This window comes from Paenibacillus ottowii, assembly GCF_006874425.1.
GTDB classification, from domain to species: Bacteria; Bacillota; Bacilli; order Paenibacillales; family Paenibacillaceae; genus Paenibacillus; species Paenibacillus ottowii.
In genome coordinates this window covers 200029-220619 of sequence record NZ_VIJZ01000001.1, presented here as the reverse complement: position 1 = coordinate 220619, position 20591 = coordinate 200029, and the positions used below count along the sequence as shown (strand labels likewise).

Sequence of the window (20591 nt, the reverse complement as noted above, 5' to 3'; positions counted from 1 at the left end):
GCAAACTCTTGTAACATCCCTCTTATTTGTTCTACCAATATAGCAAGTGCTTTCTTAGGTAAACCTGTGTCTAAGTATATTTCGATGTTGCATACCCGTAAAAAAGGCATATTTAGAAAAGGAGTATCAAGGAGTCCTTTCTAAATATGCCTGTAGATCTGATCGAGCCAGCTTACGAGCTTTGTTTTCTTAACTGACCATAATATAAATCACTATAAAATCCTTTGTGAGCCAGCAACTCCTCATGAGAGCCTTGCTCGTCCAGACGGCCGTCCTTTAAGACCAAAATCCGGTCAGCCCGACGTATGGTATTTAACCGATGCGCAATGACAAAACTTGTACGCCCCTGCATGAGCCGTTCCAGTCCTTCCTGGATTTTCATCTCGGTGATGGTGTCAATGCTGCTGGTCGCCTCGTCGAGGACCAGGATGGAAGGGTTGGCCAAGATCGCACGAGCAATCGCCAGCAGCTGTTTTTGACCTTGGCTGATACCGCTGCCGTTCGCTTCCAGCACCTTGTCGTATCCGTCCTTCATCCGCATGATAAAGGAGTGGGCATTAGCCAGCTTCGATGCCTGTTCAACCTCCTCATCGGTGGCTTCCAGCCTGCCGAAGTGGATATTTTCGCGAATGGTCCCTTGAAACAGGAAGGTGTCCTGTAGCACAAATGCCATATGGGAACGCAAGCTTTCACGTTCTATGGTCGTAATGTCGCGCCCATCCAGCGTAATCGTTCCCTTATCTGGGCTATAGAATCTGGAAAGAAGCTGGATCAGTGTCGTTTTTCCTGCTCCAGTCGGACCGACCAGCGCGATCATTTCACCTGGTTCAGCTTCAAAAGAGATGGCTTCCAGCGTAGCGCTTCCCTCATCATAACCAAAGGAAACATCCGTAAACCGTACAGCTCCCTCTACATGCTTCAACTTGACTGCGCCGTGTTCATCCTTGGACTCTTCATCTTCGTCCAATATTTCAAATACGCGCTCAGCTCCGGCAATAGCGGATAACAGTGTATTCCACTGGTTAGCCAAATCGTTCAGCGGTCTAGTGAACTGGCGAGCATATTCTACAAATACGATAATCGTCCCGATAGTAATCGAGCCGTGAATGGCCAAAATTCCACCGATCCCTGCTACAATGGCAAAGCTAAGATTATTCAGTCCGTTCATCAGCTTGGGGATAAAGCCAGAAATCGTTTGCGCCCAGAAGCCCGACAGCCGAATACGATCATTACGCTCACGAAAACCACGGATGACTCTTTTTTCCTGTGAAAATGCTTTAATAATCTGCTGACCAGACAGCGTTTCTTCAATGTATCCGTTCAGTTCGCCCAAGTTTTTCTGTTTTTCCTTATATAAAGGCCCGGTGCGGCGTGTAATCCAGCGCATTCCGGCTGACATTAACGGCACCACGATAAAGGTTAGCAAAGTCATTAGCGGGCTTAACCACAGCATCACCGTGAGTGTACCGATCAGCGTCAATATACTGGAAAAAATTTGAATGGCCGAGCTGTTCAGCGTAGAGCTGACATTTTCGATATCATTGGTCAGACGGCTCATGATTTCTCCCTGCTGACGTTTGCCGTAGAAAGGGATAGGGAGTCGATGCAAATGTGAAAACAGATCGAAACGCATGCGGTACACCGTCTCTTGAGCAATCTCAATCATCCAGATATTTTGCAGCCAGGAGGTCAGCGAATTCAGCAGATACACAGCCGCTAATCCGAGGAGAAAATAAATCCATGTGCGCCCACCCGGACCTTCGAGAAAATCATCCACCGCTACGCCGACCAAATATGGTCCCAGCAACGACAGCCCGGAGCTGAGCAACACCATGAACAATACCAGCATTAGCTTGGCCTTGCGACGGGCCAGATAAGCCCAAATTCGCCCTACCGTGCCAGACCAGTTCTTCGCTTTGGCCTTGCGTCGTCCTTTAGCACCTGCCGGGTTTCGCAGTACACCGGATTCCGGTGTAGGTTGACGGAATGGTTCAATGAGTTCCTTGAGCATGCGACTCCTCCTTTCCGTATTGTGATTTATAGATACGTCGATACAGTTCTGAGCTGTTCATGAGATGCTCATGATCTCCGCTAGCGATCAGGCGTCCCTCATCCAGCAGTAAAATCTGATCTGCGGATGCCGTCGAGCTGATCTTCTGCGTAATGAGAAATGTCGTACAGGACAGGCCATCGAGTGCATTCAGCAATGCTGTTTCCGTCCCCACATCCAGCGCGCTTGTGCTGTCGTCCAGAATCAGCACCGCGGGCTGGCGCACCAGTGCGCGGGCAATCGAAAGCCGCTGCTTCTGTCCGCCGGACAGATTCACGCCACGCTGCCCGAGCATGGTGTCATAGCCTTGCGGCAAGCGTTCAATCATAGGATGGATTTGTGCCATGCGTGCGGCTTCCTGAATCTGCTCCAGGCTAGCATTTTCCAGCCCCCAAGCAATATTATCCCTGATCGAGCCTGTGAATAGCAGTACCTCTTGAGGGACATAACCAATCGCCTCACGGAGAATGGACCCATCCAGTTCACGAGCGTCCTTTCCGTCAAAGCGGACATAACCTTCATCTTCTTCATACAGACGTGTAATCAACTGCACAAGTGAGGATTTGCCCGAACCAGTAGCCCCCATAATAGCGATCCGCTCGCCCGGCCGTGCCCTAAAGGAGATATCCTTTAATACAGCCAAATCACTGCCCGGATAATGAAAGCTCACCCCATCCATTTCCACCTGTCCCTCAATCCGTGTGTTAGGTGTTGGAACAGCCTCCAACTCGCGCCCCTCTTCATTAGGCGTTTCCAAAACCTCTCGAATCCGCCCTGTGGATGCAGTTGCCCGGGAAAATACTACCACGATACCGGACAAGGCAGACAAAGCTCCAATTGTCCGCAAAGAATAATTGACGACTGCAACCACCTGTCCTACACTGGCATCTCCAGTGGAGATTTGAGCGCGCCCAAACCAAAGCACTGCAATAATCCCTACATTCATCGTAAATAAAATGAACGGCATTGTCGTTTCTGTCCAGCGTAGAGCGGACACCGTCCCTTTCATCAACTCGCTTCCGTAATGGGCAAAGCGTTCAATTTCATGCCGCATCCGCACAAAAACCCGAATAAGCCGAATGCCTGTCAGATTCTCCTGGATTACTCCATTAACATCATCCAAGCGCCGCTGAACACCCTTAAACAAAGTGACCGTCCTCCGCATCATTACAAGCACAAATACGAACAACACCGGAGCCATAACCGCCAGCAGCAGCCCAAGCCTAAAATGTACAACCAAGGCCATTACAATACTGCCGATGACCACCAGCGGAACCCGTGTCATAAATCGCAAGCTCATAAACACCGTATCTTGTACTTGCGTGACATCTCCCGTCAGGCGGGTAATCAACGACGAAGTAGCAAACCGTTTGAACACTGGATAAGAAAAGGATTGCACCTTTTGATACAGCTTTTCCCGCACATCATAGCCAAACCCCTGACTTGCATGCGATGCAAAAAAGGAGCTGGATATTCCCGCCACAAAAGCGATAACGGCACTGCCCACCAGTACACCGCCCCACAACCAGACGACAGGCAAATCCTGCTGCCGAATGCCCTCATCTATGATTTTGGAGATCAAATACGGCTGCGATAACTCTACCGTCAGTTCCAGCAACATCATCACGAGCGCCGCGATAGCTGGAACCCGATATTTTTTTAGAAAAGAGAACATCATTCCCACAAGCATTCCTCCAATTGCCCATAGCCGTCCTTCCAGATCAGCGCCTAATCGTTGTATGAATTCAACATGGGCGTAATACCATATACGCACTTTATATAGCACTATATTTTATTATACCCTTCTGAACGGCTTCGTTTAACCAGCAAATTGGAGACTCCAGCGAAAAAGACACAAAAAAAGAGAGCTCGTAAAATACAGCTCTCTTTCAAAAACGCGAAATTCAAATCAGACTTTCTCGACCCGTACATGTTGGTAAAAAGCCTGCCCGCCAAATACATTGACACCAAAATGCCCTGCGGCAAACGTATCATCTTCCAGGTCAATTACTTGTTCATCATCTATCTCTATACGCAGGCGTAATCCTTCTGCCTGGATTTTGACAGCATAGGTTACTCCCGGCAATACAAATCTTGGAACCTTAGCAAGCACCTGCTGCTGCTCAAATCGACCCTCTTTTTTATAAAAAAGACGAATCGATTTCATGTTCGGGTCCAAATTGAAATAATAGCCACTCGACCCGTCCGCGTTGGCACGGAAAATCAAGGAGCCAGCACTCCCATTCCCATCCAGCTTCATCTCAGCCCTATACGTAAAATCTTTCGCCTGCTCAGACGCCATATAATTTGCATCGCTGATATAGCTTCCGCGTATACCATCTGCCGTCACCATCCAGCGGGATGCAGCGACATCCGGCTCCCAACCTGAAAGGTTGGTATAAAACATCCCTCCATACACAGTAACCGAGGTACTTGCTCTCACCGTATCCCCCGTGACGGTGGCTGTAACAACAGCTTCTCCAGGGGAAAGTGCCTCCACGGTCGCAAAGCCCTCATTGCACGGGATTACCTTGACGACTGCAGAGTTGCTGGATTCCCAATTCAGCAAATGTTCTTTTTCCACAGAATTCTCCACACTCGCATACAGACGTTTCGATTGTCCTTCCGCAAGCTCCAATTGGGTGTAATCCATCATCAGTCTGATGAGTGAAGCCTCTGTAGCCCTCCAGCTATTGCGTAGCGCATACACATGAAGAGAAACCACTTTCACCTCACCACCTTGAGTAAACAAGCTCATCCCTCTACGTGCCGAATCTGGAAGAATGATATTGGAAAATACGACTTCCCCATGGTTACCAAACACCTCAACTGAAGATTCGTCCACAAATATACGCATTTGAATTCGATTCCTGGACGGTGCCAGCGATGCTTCATGAAGCGTTGAAAACAAGGTAGAGAAATCAGTAAGTCCTGATTCAGCACGGTTTACAAACATCTGTTGAACGTCTGTTTTATAGCCGACTACCGTTCTTTGCTCACCGCCTTCTCGTACATAAAACCCAAAAGTCGATGCCCTCCCAACGGAAGGGAATTCGAACTCCGCTTCAATCTCATAGGCACCCGCCTTCAAACCTTCCAGTATATTCGGAGAGGATTCCGTGATACGCTCATGTATTAGCGAAAATAAATGAGAACGCAGCGAAGTCAGCTCGGCTATCGGATGCTGTATCAAACGGATGCCTTCACGGGTTGTTTTTAGCGATAACTCGCGTGGGATGCTGAGCTGTCCCTTCCAGGGAGCAGTCGGAAAGCTGAACGGATAGTCCCAATTCGTCATCCATGCCAGCATAATACGCCGCCCGCCGGGCACATTAAAGAAAGACATCGAGGCATAGAACTCTTTTCCCCAATCGGTTTTAAGCACCTTCCCTGGTGAAAGATCATTTTTAAACTTCCCGTCAGCCGTCACTTCACCGATAAAATATTCCGCATCTGAGCCTTGAGTGTTCGTGCTGGCTCCGGTGCTAATCATCAAAACCCATTTATAGGTATTTTTTTCATCTACCGCCAGCCGAAATAAATCCGGACATTCCCATACCCCTCCGCGTATATACTCGCCATAACCAAAGTTATCCGTCCAGTTCCAATCTATCAGGTTGGTGGAAGTAAAAAAACGAATATGATCTCCTCCGGACACCACCATGATCCAGCGCTGATAGGCTTCGTCCCATACTACTTTCGGATCACGAAAATCCCAGTTGCCGGGATCATTTTCTTTTTGGCCCGGATTCTCTATTACAATCGAGCGGTCTACTGGGTATTGCCATGTCCGTCCCCGATCTGTGCTGTAAGCAAGGCCAATTCTCTGGTTTCCCCTGGGCTGATCGGGATTATAGGAGGTGTAATAAGCAATCAGCCCTTTCCCGCCATAGTTGGTGAACAAGCCGGAAGTATTAGTGAGATCAGCTACAGCCGAACCAGACCAGATATGGCCTAAATCATTCCACTTTAATGCCAAAGGAAGCCTTCTCCAATTCAGCAAATCCATACTAACCGCATGTGCCCATTGTCCACCATCCTGATGGAACAGGTGATATTCTCCCTCGAAATATACCAATCCGTTCGGATCGCTGGCTGAACCTCTGGCAGGGGAATAATGATACTGCGGACGATATTTTTCGGTATAGTAATTCGAGATAGAGGTAAGGTAGAAATCCTGAAAATAAGCCGTCCCCCCAATTGCCTTCATACCTGTAAAACCACAGGAATAACTGCTATCTACGATGTCCATCGCCGCAGATGTGTAGCCGTCCACAAACACGCGAATCCGCTCTCCGTGTGCAATGATTTCCAAACTGTGTTTACTGCCCGATGTATCCGGATACGTCATCGCCGAGCTTGTAATCAACGTTCCGTTCGCTTTTCTCAGATGTACCCGGACCTGATGATTCTCTCCTTGCACAGAAGCAATATAACCCTCTGTTCCCACTTGATTCCCTCTGAAAAATAGTCCTGCTTCCATGCCCGGTTGGGAAGAATTCAGCGACACACTGCCTTCCAGCACCAGGTCAGCAGCTGCGGCACCGTATATTTTGAGCGCACCTTCCATACTGGTTCCCTCGGCTCTCTGCCCTTTTAGGTCCGGTTGCCATTTCCCACGGGTCAAAAGCAGTTCACCTGCATTCGTATCCATATCACTGACTTGAATGTTTTGAAATAAAGCCGATCCATTCCAGACATTCAATCCCAAATATCCTGAGGCATACGTCGTATCGACCACATCTATAATCGGGTGATATCCTTCATCCCAGTATACTTTAAGCTGCGAGCCTTCTACCTTCACCTTGAGATGATAAATATCTCCTTCTTGTAATTCCACTGGCCGTTCCTCTTTGAGCCTTTCAATATCTCCAGCAGCATCGCGTAATCGTAATAATCCAGCAGCTGGCACGATTTGAAGCATATAGGAAGACCATCCGTCCCCGCTGGAACGGAATACTAGGGCAGCATCTGCCTGTATGTCTGTGACCATCACATCCGCTTCAAAAGTAAAATCCTGTGATGTGGTTCCAGACATAGCCATCACGTTTTCCCGTGGCTCCGATCTTAGCAAAAGTCCCTGAGCGTTATCCTCTATGCGTCCCTTCCCTTTAATCTGCCAGTCCGTCAGGTTCGTTCGCGTGTTTGTGAGCTCTATCCTCATCGCCAATTTCCTACCTTCCAGTCGGATTATGAAGAAAATCTCATTTCAGCGCATAAAGCTCCAGTGAAAATAAAGTGACCTGCTCTTCCGCTGAGCATATTTCAAGACCCTTAGCTTCTCTATTAGGAAATATTAAATCAGTAATGACTACCTGTCCGCGATTGAAAAACACTTCAATAGACGAGCGATCCACATAGAGGCGGATGTCCATTCGATCTGGCAAGATTCCTAGTGAGGCCCCATGTCTGCCTGCAAAATCTTCATGAAAATCCGAACAACCTGACCGTGTCCGGTCCACGTATACTTCCTGCGTGGCAGAAGTATAACCGACGAGTGTCTCTTGTTCATGTTCATCCGATACCCGCACCTTAAAGCCAAAGTCTCCGGCGGTTGCAAATTCAGCCACAAGTTCGTAGCAATCCAGTTGCAAGGCAGATAATGCGTTCTGCACTTCCTCACTAGATGGCTCTGTGAGTGACAGGACAGGAGTTCTTAATCCGTCCAGTTCCCGAACAGGGCGCTGAATAAGTGCAACTGTGCCCTTTCTCGTTTCCAGTGCGAGTTCACGCGGAATGGACATGGCACCTCTCCAGCGTTCCGTCGGTGTCTGATTGGCATATCTCCAGTTGCTCATCCAGCCCATAAACAGGCGTCGTCCGTCCTCTGCCGGAATACCCGACCAGCACACACCTGCGTAGTTATCTCTGCCATAATCGAGCCAGCGGACTTTTTCACTTTCCACATCTGCCACAAATGTCGTCCCATCAAATTCACCCGTAAAATACTGTGTTCTGGACCCTTCCCGAATCTCCGGATTATCCCCAATACTTACGAGCATAACCCACTTTACCTGTGACCTCTCCCCATCAACCCATAATGGAAATAAATCCGGACATTCCCACACCCCGTCATGGCTACCGATGCCGTGTCCAAATTCACTGGCAAACACCCATTCCTTCAGATTCGGAGAATGATAGATGCGAACCGTCTGACCGCAGGCCAGCACCATCACCCACTGCTCTGTAGGCTCATGCCAGAACACTTTGGGGTCGCGAAAATCAATGCAATGCTCATCTTCCAGCACAGGGTTGCCCGCATATTTAATCCAGCTTTCACCTGAATCTGTACTATAGGCGAGGCTCTGGTATTGGCGTATCTGATCCGTGTTTGGAAGCGAATAATGATGTGTGTAAATAGCTACCAAACCCGGCTTACCTTCAAAAAAACCGGACGTATCCCGCTCATCCACCACGGCGCTCCCGGAAAAAATCGTTCCTAGCCCATCCGGCTCCAAAGCAATCGGCTGCTCTTCCCAGTTCACCAAGTCAGTACTGACCGCATGCCCCCAATGCATAGGCCCCCACGTTGTGCCGAATGGATGATGCTGATAAAACAAATGATAACGTCCTTCAAAATAAACCATTCCGTTCGGATCATTCATCCATCCGTTTTTCGGTGAAAAGTGATAGGATGGGCGGTATTTCTCTTGCCTAACAACGTTCATATATTCCATCTCCCTCGAAAAAAGAATCATTTACTTGCGTTTCTGTCATAGCCCGCCTGTTTGATTTGTAACCATTCCTGTAATCCCAGACTATTCAGCTCCTGCAAATATTCCGGCCACTCCTCTTCGACCTTGCCATTCTGGTACCATTCCGTACGTTTGCGGAGAACATAGGCGAATAGATCGGTTTCAATGGTCGATAAGCGGTCCAGCTCATCTATAGAAAAAAACACTTTAGGGTAATTATGATCTGCTTGCATATGGGGAACCATCACCTTTTTGAGCAAACCCAATCGCCATGTGGCATCTTCTGGCTGGGTTGTGTATTTTCCGTAGTATTCATCCAATACAGCTAACGGTCCGCCAATGTTCGTCTTTTGTCTAATTTCCACCGGAGCCGAGCCTTCCAGCGGGAGATGCTTCAACATTCCCTTTGCCGCATCATACTCAAAGATATTTTTCTGTTTGGTATCCCCGTAAGTTCCCCAGTTGTTCTGTATGGACTGGATCGGATCATACAGCTGATCAATCCACTTGGCGGTCGCCTCCAGCTTCTTATTAGCACTGGTAATCACCATGCGCCCGCGATCGAAGCCAATGCCATTCGTCCGTGTGACATTTACATGTCCATTCGGTCCAGCCAGCGGCGGCATGAGATCGTATTTTTTATTTGGGCCTGTAATATTGGCCTTATCCCATGTAAAGTACAGACCATAGCGGTGATCCTTCCCTTTGGCTAGATAAGTGTTCCAATCCTGCTGGGAAGACTCTATGTCCACCAATCCCTCTTTGTATAAATCATGAATATATTTGACAGCTTCCTTATATCCGTTATCGGCTGCCGTAAATACGACTTTCCCATCATTGGTCACCACTGTATGATCCCAGTTCTCTCCCAGCCCAAAGGACCCATATAAAAAGGCCAAATCCTCGCCGCCAGGCTTATCGATAAACGATAATGGAATCTCGTCCGCCTGCCCGTTGCCATTGGGATCTTTGGTTTTAAAAGCAATTAAGACCTGCTTCAGCTCCTCGGTCGTTGTTGGCATGGACAAGCCCAGCTTGTTCAGCCACTCCACATTAATCCACGGCAAATCATCTACGGACTGGATTGCTTCTTTTCCTGTTCCCAATTCTTCAATCCACGGAAAGGAATAAATATGTCCATCCGGTGCAGTCAACATCGCTTTATATTCCGGTGATTGCTCCAATACCTTTTTAAAATTCGGCATATGCTGTTCAATCAAATCCTCCACCGGAATAATGACACCGTCTTTGGCCAGCTTGAGCAAATCGTAATCCGAGTAGCCCGCGTCGAACACCGCATCCGGCAAATCACCGCTGGCAATGGCCAGATTTCTCTTTTCCACAAACTGGTCACTGGTAAAGTTCTTCCAACGAATATGAATGCCCGTTTTTTCTTCCAGCCGTTTGTTGATCAGCTTGTCGTTCGGGTCTGCCGGAGCGAGTGGAGAACTTTGGGTTATAAAGTTAAGCGTCACTTTTCCATTCACATCTGTTGCATCGGTCTCATTAGAGGAATTGCTGCTGCCGCAGCCGGAAAGAACTAAGATCGCCGCCAGTGCGGCAAATGAGGCAGTTTTGACTGTTTTCATCTGGATGACCTCCATCGGATAAAGGTAAAATGCACGTGTAGCAGTGTGCGGCATCTTTTATTTTAAAGAGCCGACCATAACACCCTTTTCAAAATACTTTTGGAAAAAGGGATACATCACAAGTAGTGGAAGACTGGAGATGACAATCGATGAATATTTGATCATTTCCGAAAGACGTTTTAGTTCTGCCATCGCTAATTGATCACTAATCATGCCAGGCATCGTCTGGTTTTGGATCAGGATCGATCTCAGCACCAATTGAAGTGGATGCAGCTGTGCATTATCCAGATAAATCATGGCATCAAAATAAGAATTCCACTGACCAACAAAGGCATATAGCGCAATGACAAAGATAATGGGTTTGGACAGCGGCAGCACAATTCTAAAAAATATCGTCCAGTCTGAGGCCCCGTCCACGTTGGCAGCCTCTTTTAATTCATTAGGTACACCTTTAAAGAACGTTCGCGCCAAAATCAGATCCCACACATTGATCGCACCGGGAAGAAGAATAGCCCACACGGTATCCAGCATCCCTAAATTTTTGACCAGCAGGTACGTTGGAATCAGACCTCCACTAAAAAACATGGTGATGATAAACAATGTCATAAAGAAATTTCGCCCCACCAGACTGTTCACTGATAAGGCATAGCCAGCACAAATCGAAACGGTCACAGAAATCAAGGCAAAACACGAAGAATAGAAGACCGAATTGGCAAATCCACGAAGCATGGCTGGGTTGGACAAAATTTTCCGATACCCCTCCACACTCCAATCCGAAATACGGAAGGATAGCCCTTTGCTTAACAAAACGGTCGGGTCCATAAACGAAGCAATCACGATATAACCCAAGGGAACTACGATAATCAGTACAGCCAGAGTGAGCACAATATAATTCACGCCTAGGATGAAGCGGTCCAGATTGGAATGTTTGACATGCATAAAGAGGCTCCTTTCCTAATAAAGCCCTTCTCCCTCATTGAGCTTCTTGACGATAAAGTTAACGGTCAGCAGCAAAACCACATTAATCACCGAATTGAACAGCCCGACCGCCGCTGAATAAGCATAATTGCCGGATTGCAAGCCGACTTTATACACATAGGTAGGAATAATTTCAGAAGTAGGCAAATTCATGGAGGTCTGCATGAGATACGCTTTCTCAAACCCGATCGACATAATTCCTCCTGCAGCCAGGATAAAAACAATCGCCATAATGGGTTTAATGGTTGGCAAATCAATATGCCATATACGCTGAAGCAGGTTGGCTCCGTCCAGACTTGCTGCATTATGCAGCTCGGGATCAACATTAGCGAGCGCAGCTACATAAATGATTGAAGACCACCCCGCCCCTTGCCAAATTCCAGACAGGATATAAATCCAGCGGAAATATTCAGGCTCTGTCATAAAGATCACAGGGTTGCCGGTCACCGATGTAATGATTTGATTCAGGGGTCCTGTCGGAGACAAGAAAATAAACAGCATACCCACAATGACAACGACAGAGATAAAATTAGGGGCGTACAAAACAAGCTGGATATTCTTTTTCAATCCCGCCTTGCGGATTTGATTCAGCATGAGCGCCAACAGGATTGGTACAGGAAACCCGAGTACAAGTCCATAAAAGCTCAGTTTCAGCGTATTGAAGAAAATATCCGTAAAATTAGGTGAGTCTAAAAATTTAGTGAAGTATTTCAATCCAACCCAGTCACTTCCCCAAATCCCCTTGAGCGGGCTAAAATCCTTGAATGCAATAATCGCCCCGTACATCGGAACATACTTGAAAAGAATCGTAAGAATCAGCGCAGGCGCCAGCAGTGCGTAAAGAAAATAGTTCTTGCGAATATAGTCTAATTTACTGCGAATGGTCCTTTGCTCCCCCAGTGCGACACTTCTCTGAGCTGCCTTAGCCAAGTTGGCCATTTGCCTTCCCCCCATCTGTAATAGCTGTCTGTATAACGCATTTGAAAAGGCTTACAAATTTCATCTTCAATTTACCAAATCAAATCATCATCCGTCAATAACTTTTGTAAAATAAATTATTTACATTTGACCAAAATATTTTTCGATAAAATTCGATTTTGCAACCTTGGATAATACAATTTACTCCTGTATTTTGAATTTTTAAAGCTACCTGTGAACAATAATTGTTTTATACAGCTGGTATCACTCAGATTTTATATTTCCCATGTGCATTTGTCCCTCTGCTTGTTAGAAGATAGCTTTGAAGTTGAACTTTTAATTCGATAAAGCAAATACAAGTCATAAAATAAATTACATAAACGTAAAAATAATTTGTGCATTTGTAAAGTTAACATTGCTATTTTATGCGAACTATTATACATTTAGGATACAATTTAGGTCTGAACGGAGAGCTAGCAGAGGCAACTATACCTCTCAGGCAATCCATTTATTAAGTGAAGGTGGAACCTGTCTATGAAGAAAGAAAAAGTCACCATTCAAGACATTGCTGACGCTTTGGGAATCTCCCGAAATACCGCATCCAAAGCGATTAACGGTAGTGACAGCATTCCGGTTGATACTCGGAACAAGGTCATTAAAAAAGCGATCGAACTCAAATATAAGCAATTTGCCTATGTGGAAACAGACAGCATCATCCCTAAAAACCAAGGTAACATTGCCCTGTTTACATGCAATCTGCCGAACAGCTCGCATTTTGGCTCTTTTCTGATCAGTGGGCTGGAAAAAAGAATAAGTGCAGAAGGATATAATTTGTCGATTCATATTGTGCGAGAAAATGAAACCCAAGCGGGAATACTTCCCAATAATTTTGAAGCCTCCAAAGTTGACGGAATCATTTGTATTGAAATGTTTGATCCACAGTATAGTGAGCTCGTTACGAGTTTGGGACTGCCCACAATCTTTATTGATTGTTCGGTGGACATTTTTTACCCTGATTTGAAAGCGGATTTATTGTTGATGGAAAATGAACATAGCGTTTATTCTGTTACCAAAAGCCTGATTGATCGTGGTTTGACGCGGATCGGTTTTGTCGGGGACTATAAACATTGCAAAAGCTTCAACGAGCGGTGGGTGGGATATAACCGTGCTTTAATCGAAGCAGGTCTAAGTGTGGATTTATCTAGCTGCATTATTGATCAGGACCGAAATTATTTCTCCGAATCGGATTGGATGGATAAACAATTAGAGGGCATAAGCGTGCTTCCGTCTGCGTTCGTGTGTGCCAATGATTTTATCGCCGTCAGTGTCATGAAAGCGCTCAAAAATAAAAACTTGAAAATTCCTGAGGATATTGCCGTGTTTGGGTTTGATAACGCTCCTGAATCCCGAATTGTAGAGCCTCATTTATCCACCGTGCATATCTACAACAACGAAATGGGTGTTACGGCGGCTGAGATGCTATTGGCGCGGGTCAAAGATCCTTCCAGACCCTATCAGATTACACATATCAGAACAGAGCCGATATTTAGAGAATCGACTCCGACATTGAGCTAGATGGTTATAGTTCCGTTATATTCAATAACACGTCACGCGAGGCAAAGAAAGCTCCAACCTTCATTTGGCTGGAGCTTTCTTTGTTTTATTTCTCAAGATCATATCGTAGTTGAATGAATATTTTGTCATATGATACAAAAAAATTAGCATTTATGTAATGAAAAATTGACCATCGGACAAAAAATGGTTATATTTGTATAGGATTGCTATAATTTCTGGAACTCACATCTTGGCATACATACTCCATATCATGATTAAAACTTAGGAGGAAGTTGGATGGAAGAAGTTTTGGAAGGGAAAGATGCTACTTACTTATTAACGGATCATCATAGATTAGATAAATGTATTGAATTACTTCATTTGCGGTTCTCTCAACATGCCTGGGAAGATATATTGGCCATAGCCGACCATCTGCATAGCCTTGCTGAAAAAATGTATAACGATGCACAAGAAGCAAGCTTGAAAAAGTTACCTTATCTCTTTAAGGCTGAACGGCCTTTGGTATTTTATTATGGGTTCAGCTATCTGGCCAAGGGAACGGCTCTTCAAAAACTCCGTTTGTACGATCAGGCCAGAGAATACATTTTAAAGTATTCCGAATTGGGCTGGTTTTCGGGGTTGGACAAAATCGGCTGGGAAGAAGTCGAACGGTTCAAATTTTTTGCTAAAGCAAATCTGTATACCAATGATTTGCTGTCAGGAAAATTGAGCATTCTACCTGAATATGCTCAATTTTTAGAAGATAATCCAGAAGAATTATTACCTGGACTTGTCACGATCATGGAGACAGCTTCACTTCATTCAGTTAACGTAGATGATATACTTGAAAAATTCTCAGAAAAAATTGAGGATTTTGGAAATCTCGAAGACGCTACAAATAGAACTCACTATTTTAGATTCTTGTATCATCGTGCTGTTTACTATGCTAAACATCATAGGTATCAAGATTCAGTACAACTCATCTTACTGTTTTTAACATCATATAATATGATTAATAATGTGGATTTCAAAAAGTTTGTTGTACTATTTGAGGTTTATCGGCAGTATGCTTCAAATGAGCAAAAAGAGCAGTATCAAAACCTTTTTAAGGAGCTGTTGAAGCATGAAGAAGGCGTTAGTATCTGTAATGGTGATATTCGCTCTTATTAGCATTGTACCTCTAAGTGGCATAACCAGTAGCAATGCAAGCTCAATTACAATTTTTTCACCATCTAATCACGGCTGGAACTAATATGTGATTAGATGTAATGAGAACCATCAGTGTTGGGAAGTCCTCCTGACATCGATGGTTCTTTTATATTTAGGTTCATATGCTCAAAGTGTTGGATGAAGTGATTCGCTATACGCCTGATCCGAGCCTTTATACGTTCTGTCTGTAAAAAATCCGGATATAGATAGAGTCTTAGTCTTCAGCTAGTCGTTTTGACCCTCTGCTGGAACTACAGGAGCTGCTGGCTCTTCCTCTATTTTCTTCGCTTCGACCTCCGCTCCATCAACTTTCGTTTCATCGATAGTGCTTTCTTCAACTTTTGTTTCATCCACTTCTTTTTCATCTACCTCCGCTGCCTCTACCTCATCCGCTTCGTCACTGCTCTCTTCATCCATCAAGGCTTTTGGTGTGTAGAGCTTGGGAACGGGCACGTTCGCCCAATCCATATCGGAAGCAAAGTAAAAGCTCGTGTAGGACGGCTGATTATAGCCAGTATTTTGACGCGCCACATCCGCACGATACTGCGGGTCATGCATCAACGTATACAATTTATGCGTTGTAGGCTCGGTGCTCAAATAGATACGAATCGCCGAGCTATCTGCTGTACGGACAAGCATTTCCTCACGCCAATCTCCGAAAATGTCAGCGACCAATGATGGCGTTCCCTTGGTATAATTGTTCGTTTTGGTGCCTGACGCAGTTAATAATGTGCCTCGTTTCCAATCTTTAATGGTTGGGGTTACGTCGATCGCCCCGTTCACGATTTGTGTGGTCATATCAGCCGCCCATTTGATACTCATATTGGTACCCGGCATCTTGGTATCCAATGGTTTGCCCGCAGCGGTCCACAAGCCTATGGCCCAAGTCTCCAGTCCTCGCTGATTCGGGTCGATGTCACCGATCATCCCCCGACCTGTATCCTTACCGGAATATCCACCATAGATGACTTTGCCCGTTTTGGCATCCCGCAGCGAATAACCATATGGGGCATAGGTGCCGCCTTCATGCACCATAAAGATTTCTTTTCCCTGCCGATCAGGGTCAATATCAGTCACATGCAGTGCGTCACCGTGCCCTAATCTGGCGGTTTGCCCTGGAACTGCGCTTTCAGGAGGCATAACATCAAATGAGCTGTATAACAAGCTGCCATCATGGTCGATCGTGGCGGAGCCATATACAATTTCGTCTTTGCCGTCTCCATCCACATCTGCGACACTCAGCGAATGCGCTCCTTGTGTAGTCAATGTGCCGAATTTCGGGTCCGTTCCATCCCGTCCGTGCGGGCTATCATTAAACGGATTGGTCATCGGTGCCCAACCACTATCCACCATCCAATGTTTTTGGAGATGACGACCATCCCAAGTGTAAGTGGCCAAGGTGGAGCGCGTATAATAGCCACGTGCAAATACGGCGGATGGTTTGCGTCCGTCCAGATATGCTACTCCTGCCAAAAAACGATCTACACGATTAGCGGGTTCGATCCGGGCCATGGCATAATCTCCCCACATAAGACCATCGTCGTGGCGCTCTGGTTCATAGCGAATCGTCTCCAGCTCAGTGCCCGTTTGTCCTTTGAAAATGGTCAAATACTCCGGTCCATCCACGATGAAGCCTTCAAATTCTCTCAGCTTGTTTTTGTCGCTCCGCGCAGGAGCATACACATCCATAAAGTAATCCGTCAGACTTTCCGCATCCTTTCGGGATAACGGGTAGCTATACTTTGGAGCAATGCCAAAGCACTCCTCCAGCGTAGCAGGCCACTGCCCCTTAACCACTTCTTCATGCTTCGTCCAGTTCATAAACATGTTCACCACATGCTCATAATAATCCGTGCGGTTCAAACGATAATCGTCCTTATGTGTAATTCCAGCTTTACGATCCTCACGGGGCAGGGTAATATATTTTTCCTTTTTGGGCTTGCCCTTTTTGTCAAAAATAATCGTTTTGGTTCCAGGAGCGGTCTTGAACATCAGCTCGGCTTTGCCATCGCCGTCAAAATCATACACCAGCATCTGCGTATAATGCGCACCTGAGCGAATATTCACACCGAGGTCAATCCGATAAAGCGGCTTGCCCTCGAACGTATACGCATCGACATACGTATTTCCGGTATACCCTTTCTGAGATACGTCTTTGGAGTTGGAAGGGTCCCATTTAACAAAAAACTCATATAGTCCGTCTCCGTCCACATCCCCCACACTCATATCGTTGGCCGAATAAGTATAGGATTCACCTGCAGGTGTTACGCCGTCAGCAGGCTTTTGCAGTGGAAGCTCATAATAACCCTGCTGCCAAGGCTTCACTTTGGCACTGCGATCCTTTTCTTTCCCGTTAACGACTGAAGCGACTCTGTACACCGCATTTCGGTTTCCTTCCTTATCCAGATAATTGGTGCTGTTCGTCACCGTCGCGATTTTCTTGCCGTCACGGTATACGTTAAAGTCGGCTCCTGTCAGCCCCGTTGAACTGTAGCCATTCACTTCTTGAGCCAATAACCGCCAGCTTAAAAATATACCCTCTTGCGTCGCCGCAGCTACCAGTCCGCGATCCAGTTTTTCCAGCTGAATGCTGCCGCTACGGTTCTGTTCTACAGCGATTGATGATTCTGCCTGCAGCGTGGGTTCGGACAAGTCTTCCGCAGCTACTCCTCCAGTCGTGCCTGTCATCGCCAGCATCGCTGCCAACGCGGCGGTCAAGGTTCCCTTTCGCCATGCGCCTTTCCTTTGAGCCATCCCATTCGTCCTCCTCAATTGTATTGTGATGACAAGCAAATACTCAAAATGATTGCGCTTACATATTTTAAAATTCCTTATTATTATAGTTTTGCCGTTCCTCCAAACGCGTTTAAATATCCGTGCATTTCTCTACATAAATCCGTGTTGTTGTTCGTTTCAATTAAAATATCCCCATTAGCCCATTACTAACGGTCCATTTCATGAATCGACTATGTTAGTTGAAGTGAGCATGTCTGAATGTTATAAGATGATAAAATGGACGAGCTGTGATCAAAACATACATACCTATCAAGGTTTCACAAAAATGATGTCACAAAACGACCCGTTGCGATTGTTATATAGACATAAATACAAGGAGGTGAGCTCTTGCAGGCAACCATCCCCGGGGATCCAAAGGATAAATACAGCCAGATTGAGCTGGCCGTAGAGCGCGTCAAGGCTGGTGAACAGCAGGCTTATGAAATCATTATTCGACAATTCGAGCGGCAGATGTACACCTACTGCTTCTATATTTTGAAGAATCATGAAGCCACAGAGGACGCTGTTCAGGACATTTTCATCAGAGCTTATGAGAATCTTCATCAATACAGCAAACAGACCAGCTTCTCGGCATGGCTATACAAGATGGCCTATCATCACTTAATGAACATCAAAAGGAAACATAGTCGCTGGCTCAAACTGGTTCAGCAGGTCAAGGAACAAGAGCCAATCGCTCAGGTATCCCCTCATAAAAGTGTCATTGAAGAACTGTTGACTTATCTTACACCCGAAGAGCGTCATATTCTGCTACTGAAGGCTGTTGAGCAATACAGCTTTGAGGAGATTAGCAACATCATGGGTTTAAAGTCAGCAACCATCCGTAAAAAATACGAGCGGCTTCGGCGCAAGCTGCTGGACCAGAGAAGCAAAGGAGGACTTGTTAATGGACAAACATCCAACACCACCTTATGAGCGCGAAATGGACCAATTGGAGAATTGGATCAATGAATCAGTCATGCCTAAAGGCAGTATGAGTGATCAAATTATGAAAAAGATCGGAGAAAGATCCATGCAAAGAAAAACAGCGAAATCGAAATTTGCAAAACGGGCTGTCCTGGCGGCATCCGTAGTTGGCATATTAGGGGCAGGAGTGGTAGGCGCCGGGTTTGTATCACCCACGATGGCGGCCACACTCAAGCAAATTCCGGGAATCGGCGGTATTTTTTATGGTTTGAGTGCAGATGAAATTCAGACTGCTGTAGATAAGGGCATTCTCAGTCATCCTAATGAAACTGTGTCTCATGACGGGATTACACTGACCTTGAGTGATGTGCTGTACGACGGTACACGCCTGTCCTTCTCTATTGAACGTCAAGGCGAGAATATGCCGGAAGGCTCTGTGAGTCCCTATCTGCCTACAGATGTCAAAACTGAAAATAGCGATAAGGAATGGTTAAAGAAGCATAAAGTGCCTGAGAAGGATCAGCTTAAGGGATACTTTAAATACTTCCCCGAAGTATTGATTAATGGAAAAAATATAGACTCTCACCTAAAATCGTATGGTGATGATCCGAAAAAAATGAATTCAGTCATAGGTGAGTTCACGCAGTTGGACTCCCTGCCGGATGAGTTTGAGTTGACAATCAGAACTTCGATGACGGGTGTTGATGAACCCTATGAATTCAAGGTTCCGGTGAAAATAGACAACACCATGATTACTGTCAAGCCGAATGAAACAAAAAACAGCGGCAGCTTCAGCTATACCGTGAAGGAGCTGAAATCCACCTCAGCAACGACTCGTCTGGTGCTGGACAGTAAAGGTGAAGTACCTGCTTCTCCGGAGCAAACGGGAGAGTATGCGCCAACAATGATGTATTACGACATTGTAGATGATCAGGGCAACATGCTTAAGCAGCGCCAATTCGGTTATTTCCACAGCAAGCCTAGGACAGAATACCATGTGGATGAGCTGTATGATGCTCTTAAGCCGGGTACGAAATACGTGACGATTAAGCCGTTTACCTTGACCGTCAAGCCTGCCGACTGGAGCATCGTTGGCGAAGTGAATGATGAGCATGGCAACGAAGTAAAGAAAGGCGACAAAACGTATATCAAGGAACTTGAAATGAAGATTCCCCTGAATAATTAATTACAAATGATTTAATACAGGAAGTTCGCATCACAAGCTTTTTTTATGAAAGGGCGTATATCTAATGCAACCGACAAACTTTAAATTTACATTTCTAAAATGAGTATTACTTACAACATCAGCTATCGCAATATTGGGAACGGGGGCAGCAGTCCCAAAATTTATGTCCCCCATTGCAGCAACCGCTAGTAACACGAAACCCGCACAAGCCGCTTCTTCTAAGATGAGCCTGACGCAAAACGGGGTTACACTGAAACTCGGCGATGTGTCCTATGATGGCAAAAGCCTGTCCTACTCCATCGAACGGGAAGGCAAAAATTTGCCTAAGGAAGTCCTAAGCCCGTATATTCCAATGGATGTCAAAACAACTGATAAAAATCTCAAAAAGCGTATGGTTCCTGACAAAGATCAGAAAAAGGGCTATATCAAAATATTCCCTGAGATTCTGATAGACGGGAACAAATTTAAAAGTCTTGGTATGTTTGGGGATAAAATATCCGAAAAAAACACGGTAGAAGCTATCTACAGTAAGTTGGATTCACTTCCAGACAGCTTTAATATGACCATCCGGGTAGGCGTTACCGGAATCAGCAAACCTTTTGAATTCAAGGTCCCTGTCAAAAAAGTCAACAAAGGTTCCTGAGAATCATGCAGAGTACTGGTCAATGGGAGAGCTTACGCAATTAGGCTCTCCTGTACAACACCAGGAGTGT

At 45.8% G+C, this 20591-nt stretch carries 13 protein-coding genes; 5 read left to right on the top strand and 8 right to left on the bottom strand.

The genetic code is table 11. The annotated features are described in order from the left end of the window. Nucleotides 1-172: 172 nt before the first annotated feature. The 7 genes from FKV70_RS01025 to FKV70_RS00995 all read right to left on the bottom strand — a co-directional run bounded on the left by FKV70_RS01025 (nt 173) and on the right by FKV70_RS00995 (nt 12251). Entirely contained in the window at nt 173-2011 is a 1839-nt protein-coding gene (locus FKV70_RS01025; RefSeq protein ID WP_142611545.1) for an ABC transporter ATP-binding protein, read from the bottom strand. Continuing rightward, complete coding sequence (locus FKV70_RS01020) at nt 1992-3728, bottom strand: ABC transporter ATP-binding protein (RefSeq protein WP_142611881.1); 1737 nt, start codon at nt 3726-3728, stop codon at nt 1992-1994. Before FKV70_RS01020 ends, FKV70_RS01025 begins: the two co-directional genes overlap by 20 nt. 231 nt (nt 3729-3959) lie before the next feature. After that, nucleotides 3960-7214: a glycoside hydrolase family 32 protein gene (locus FKV70_RS01015; protein WP_142611544.1), complete on the bottom strand. Its 3255-nt coding sequence runs from the start codon at nt 7212-7214 to the stop codon at nt 3960-3962. 40 nt (nt 7215-7254) lie between these two features. Continuing rightward, a complete protein-coding gene (locus FKV70_RS01010; protein ID WP_142611543.1) occupies nt 7255-8718 on the bottom strand; it encodes a glycoside hydrolase family 32 protein in 1464 nt (487 codons plus the stop codon). Nucleotides 8719-8744: 26 nt separating this feature from the next. Next, nucleotides 8745-10334 (bottom strand): ABC transporter substrate-binding protein, encoded by a 1590-nt coding sequence (locus FKV70_RS01005; RefSeq protein ID WP_142611542.1) that lies wholly within the window; start codon nt 10332-10334, stop codon nt 8745-8747. Between the two features lie 57 nt (nt 10335-10391). After that, the gene (locus tag FKV70_RS01000) at nt 10392-11273 is read right to left on the bottom strand and encodes a carbohydrate ABC transporter permease (protein WP_013369666.1); all 882 of its coding nucleotides are present in this window, start codon (nt 11271-11273) and stop codon (nt 10392-10394) included. Nucleotides 11274-11288: 15 nt separating this feature from the next. Beyond that, a complete protein-coding gene (locus FKV70_RS00995) occupies nt 11289-12251 on the bottom strand; it encodes an ABC transporter permease (RefSeq protein ID WP_142611541.1) in 963 nt (320 codons plus the stop codon). 513 nt (nt 12252-12764) lie between these two features. On the opposite strand from FKV70_RS00995, the gene FKV70_RS00990 reads away from it, so the two are divergent. Further along, a complete protein-coding gene (locus FKV70_RS00990; protein ID WP_142611540.1) occupies nt 12765-13805 on the top strand; it encodes a substrate-binding domain-containing protein in 1041 nt (346 codons plus the stop codon). A 276-nt stretch (nt 13806-14081) separates the two neighbouring features. Then, nucleotides 14082-14954, top strand: coding sequence for a DNA-binding protein (locus tag FKV70_RS00985; RefSeq protein ID WP_142611539.1), 873 nt, complete (start codon nt 14082-14084; stop codon nt 14952-14954). Nucleotides 14955-15218: 264 nt separating this feature from the next. Here the strand turns inward: FKV70_RS00985 and FKV70_RS00980 are convergent, their stop codons facing one another. After that, entirely contained in the window at nt 15219-17747 is a 2529-nt protein-coding gene (locus FKV70_RS00980) for a rhamnogalacturonan lyase (RefSeq protein ID WP_142611538.1), read from the bottom strand. Between the two features lie 369 nt (nt 17748-18116). On the opposite strand from FKV70_RS00980, the gene FKV70_RS00975 reads away from it, so the two are divergent. From FKV70_RS00975 to FKV70_RS00965, 3 genes are all read left to right on the top strand, one after another. Next, complete coding sequence (locus FKV70_RS00975) at nt 18117-18701, top strand: RNA polymerase sigma factor (protein ID WP_142611537.1); 585 nt, start codon at nt 18117-18119, stop codon at nt 18699-18701. Continuing rightward, on the top strand, nt 18673-19878 hold the full coding sequence (locus tag FKV70_RS00970; RefSeq protein ID WP_142611536.1) for a DUF4179 domain-containing protein: 1206 nt from the start codon (nt 18673-18675) through the stop codon (nt 19876-19878). Before FKV70_RS00975 ends, FKV70_RS00970 begins: the two co-directional genes overlap by 29 nt. A 163-nt stretch (nt 19879-20041) precedes the next feature. Beyond that, complete coding sequence (locus tag FKV70_RS00965) at nt 20042-20521, top strand: hypothetical protein (protein WP_208738384.1); 480 nt, start codon at nt 20042-20044, stop codon at nt 20519-20521. Nucleotides 20522-20591 lie beyond the last annotated feature (70 nt).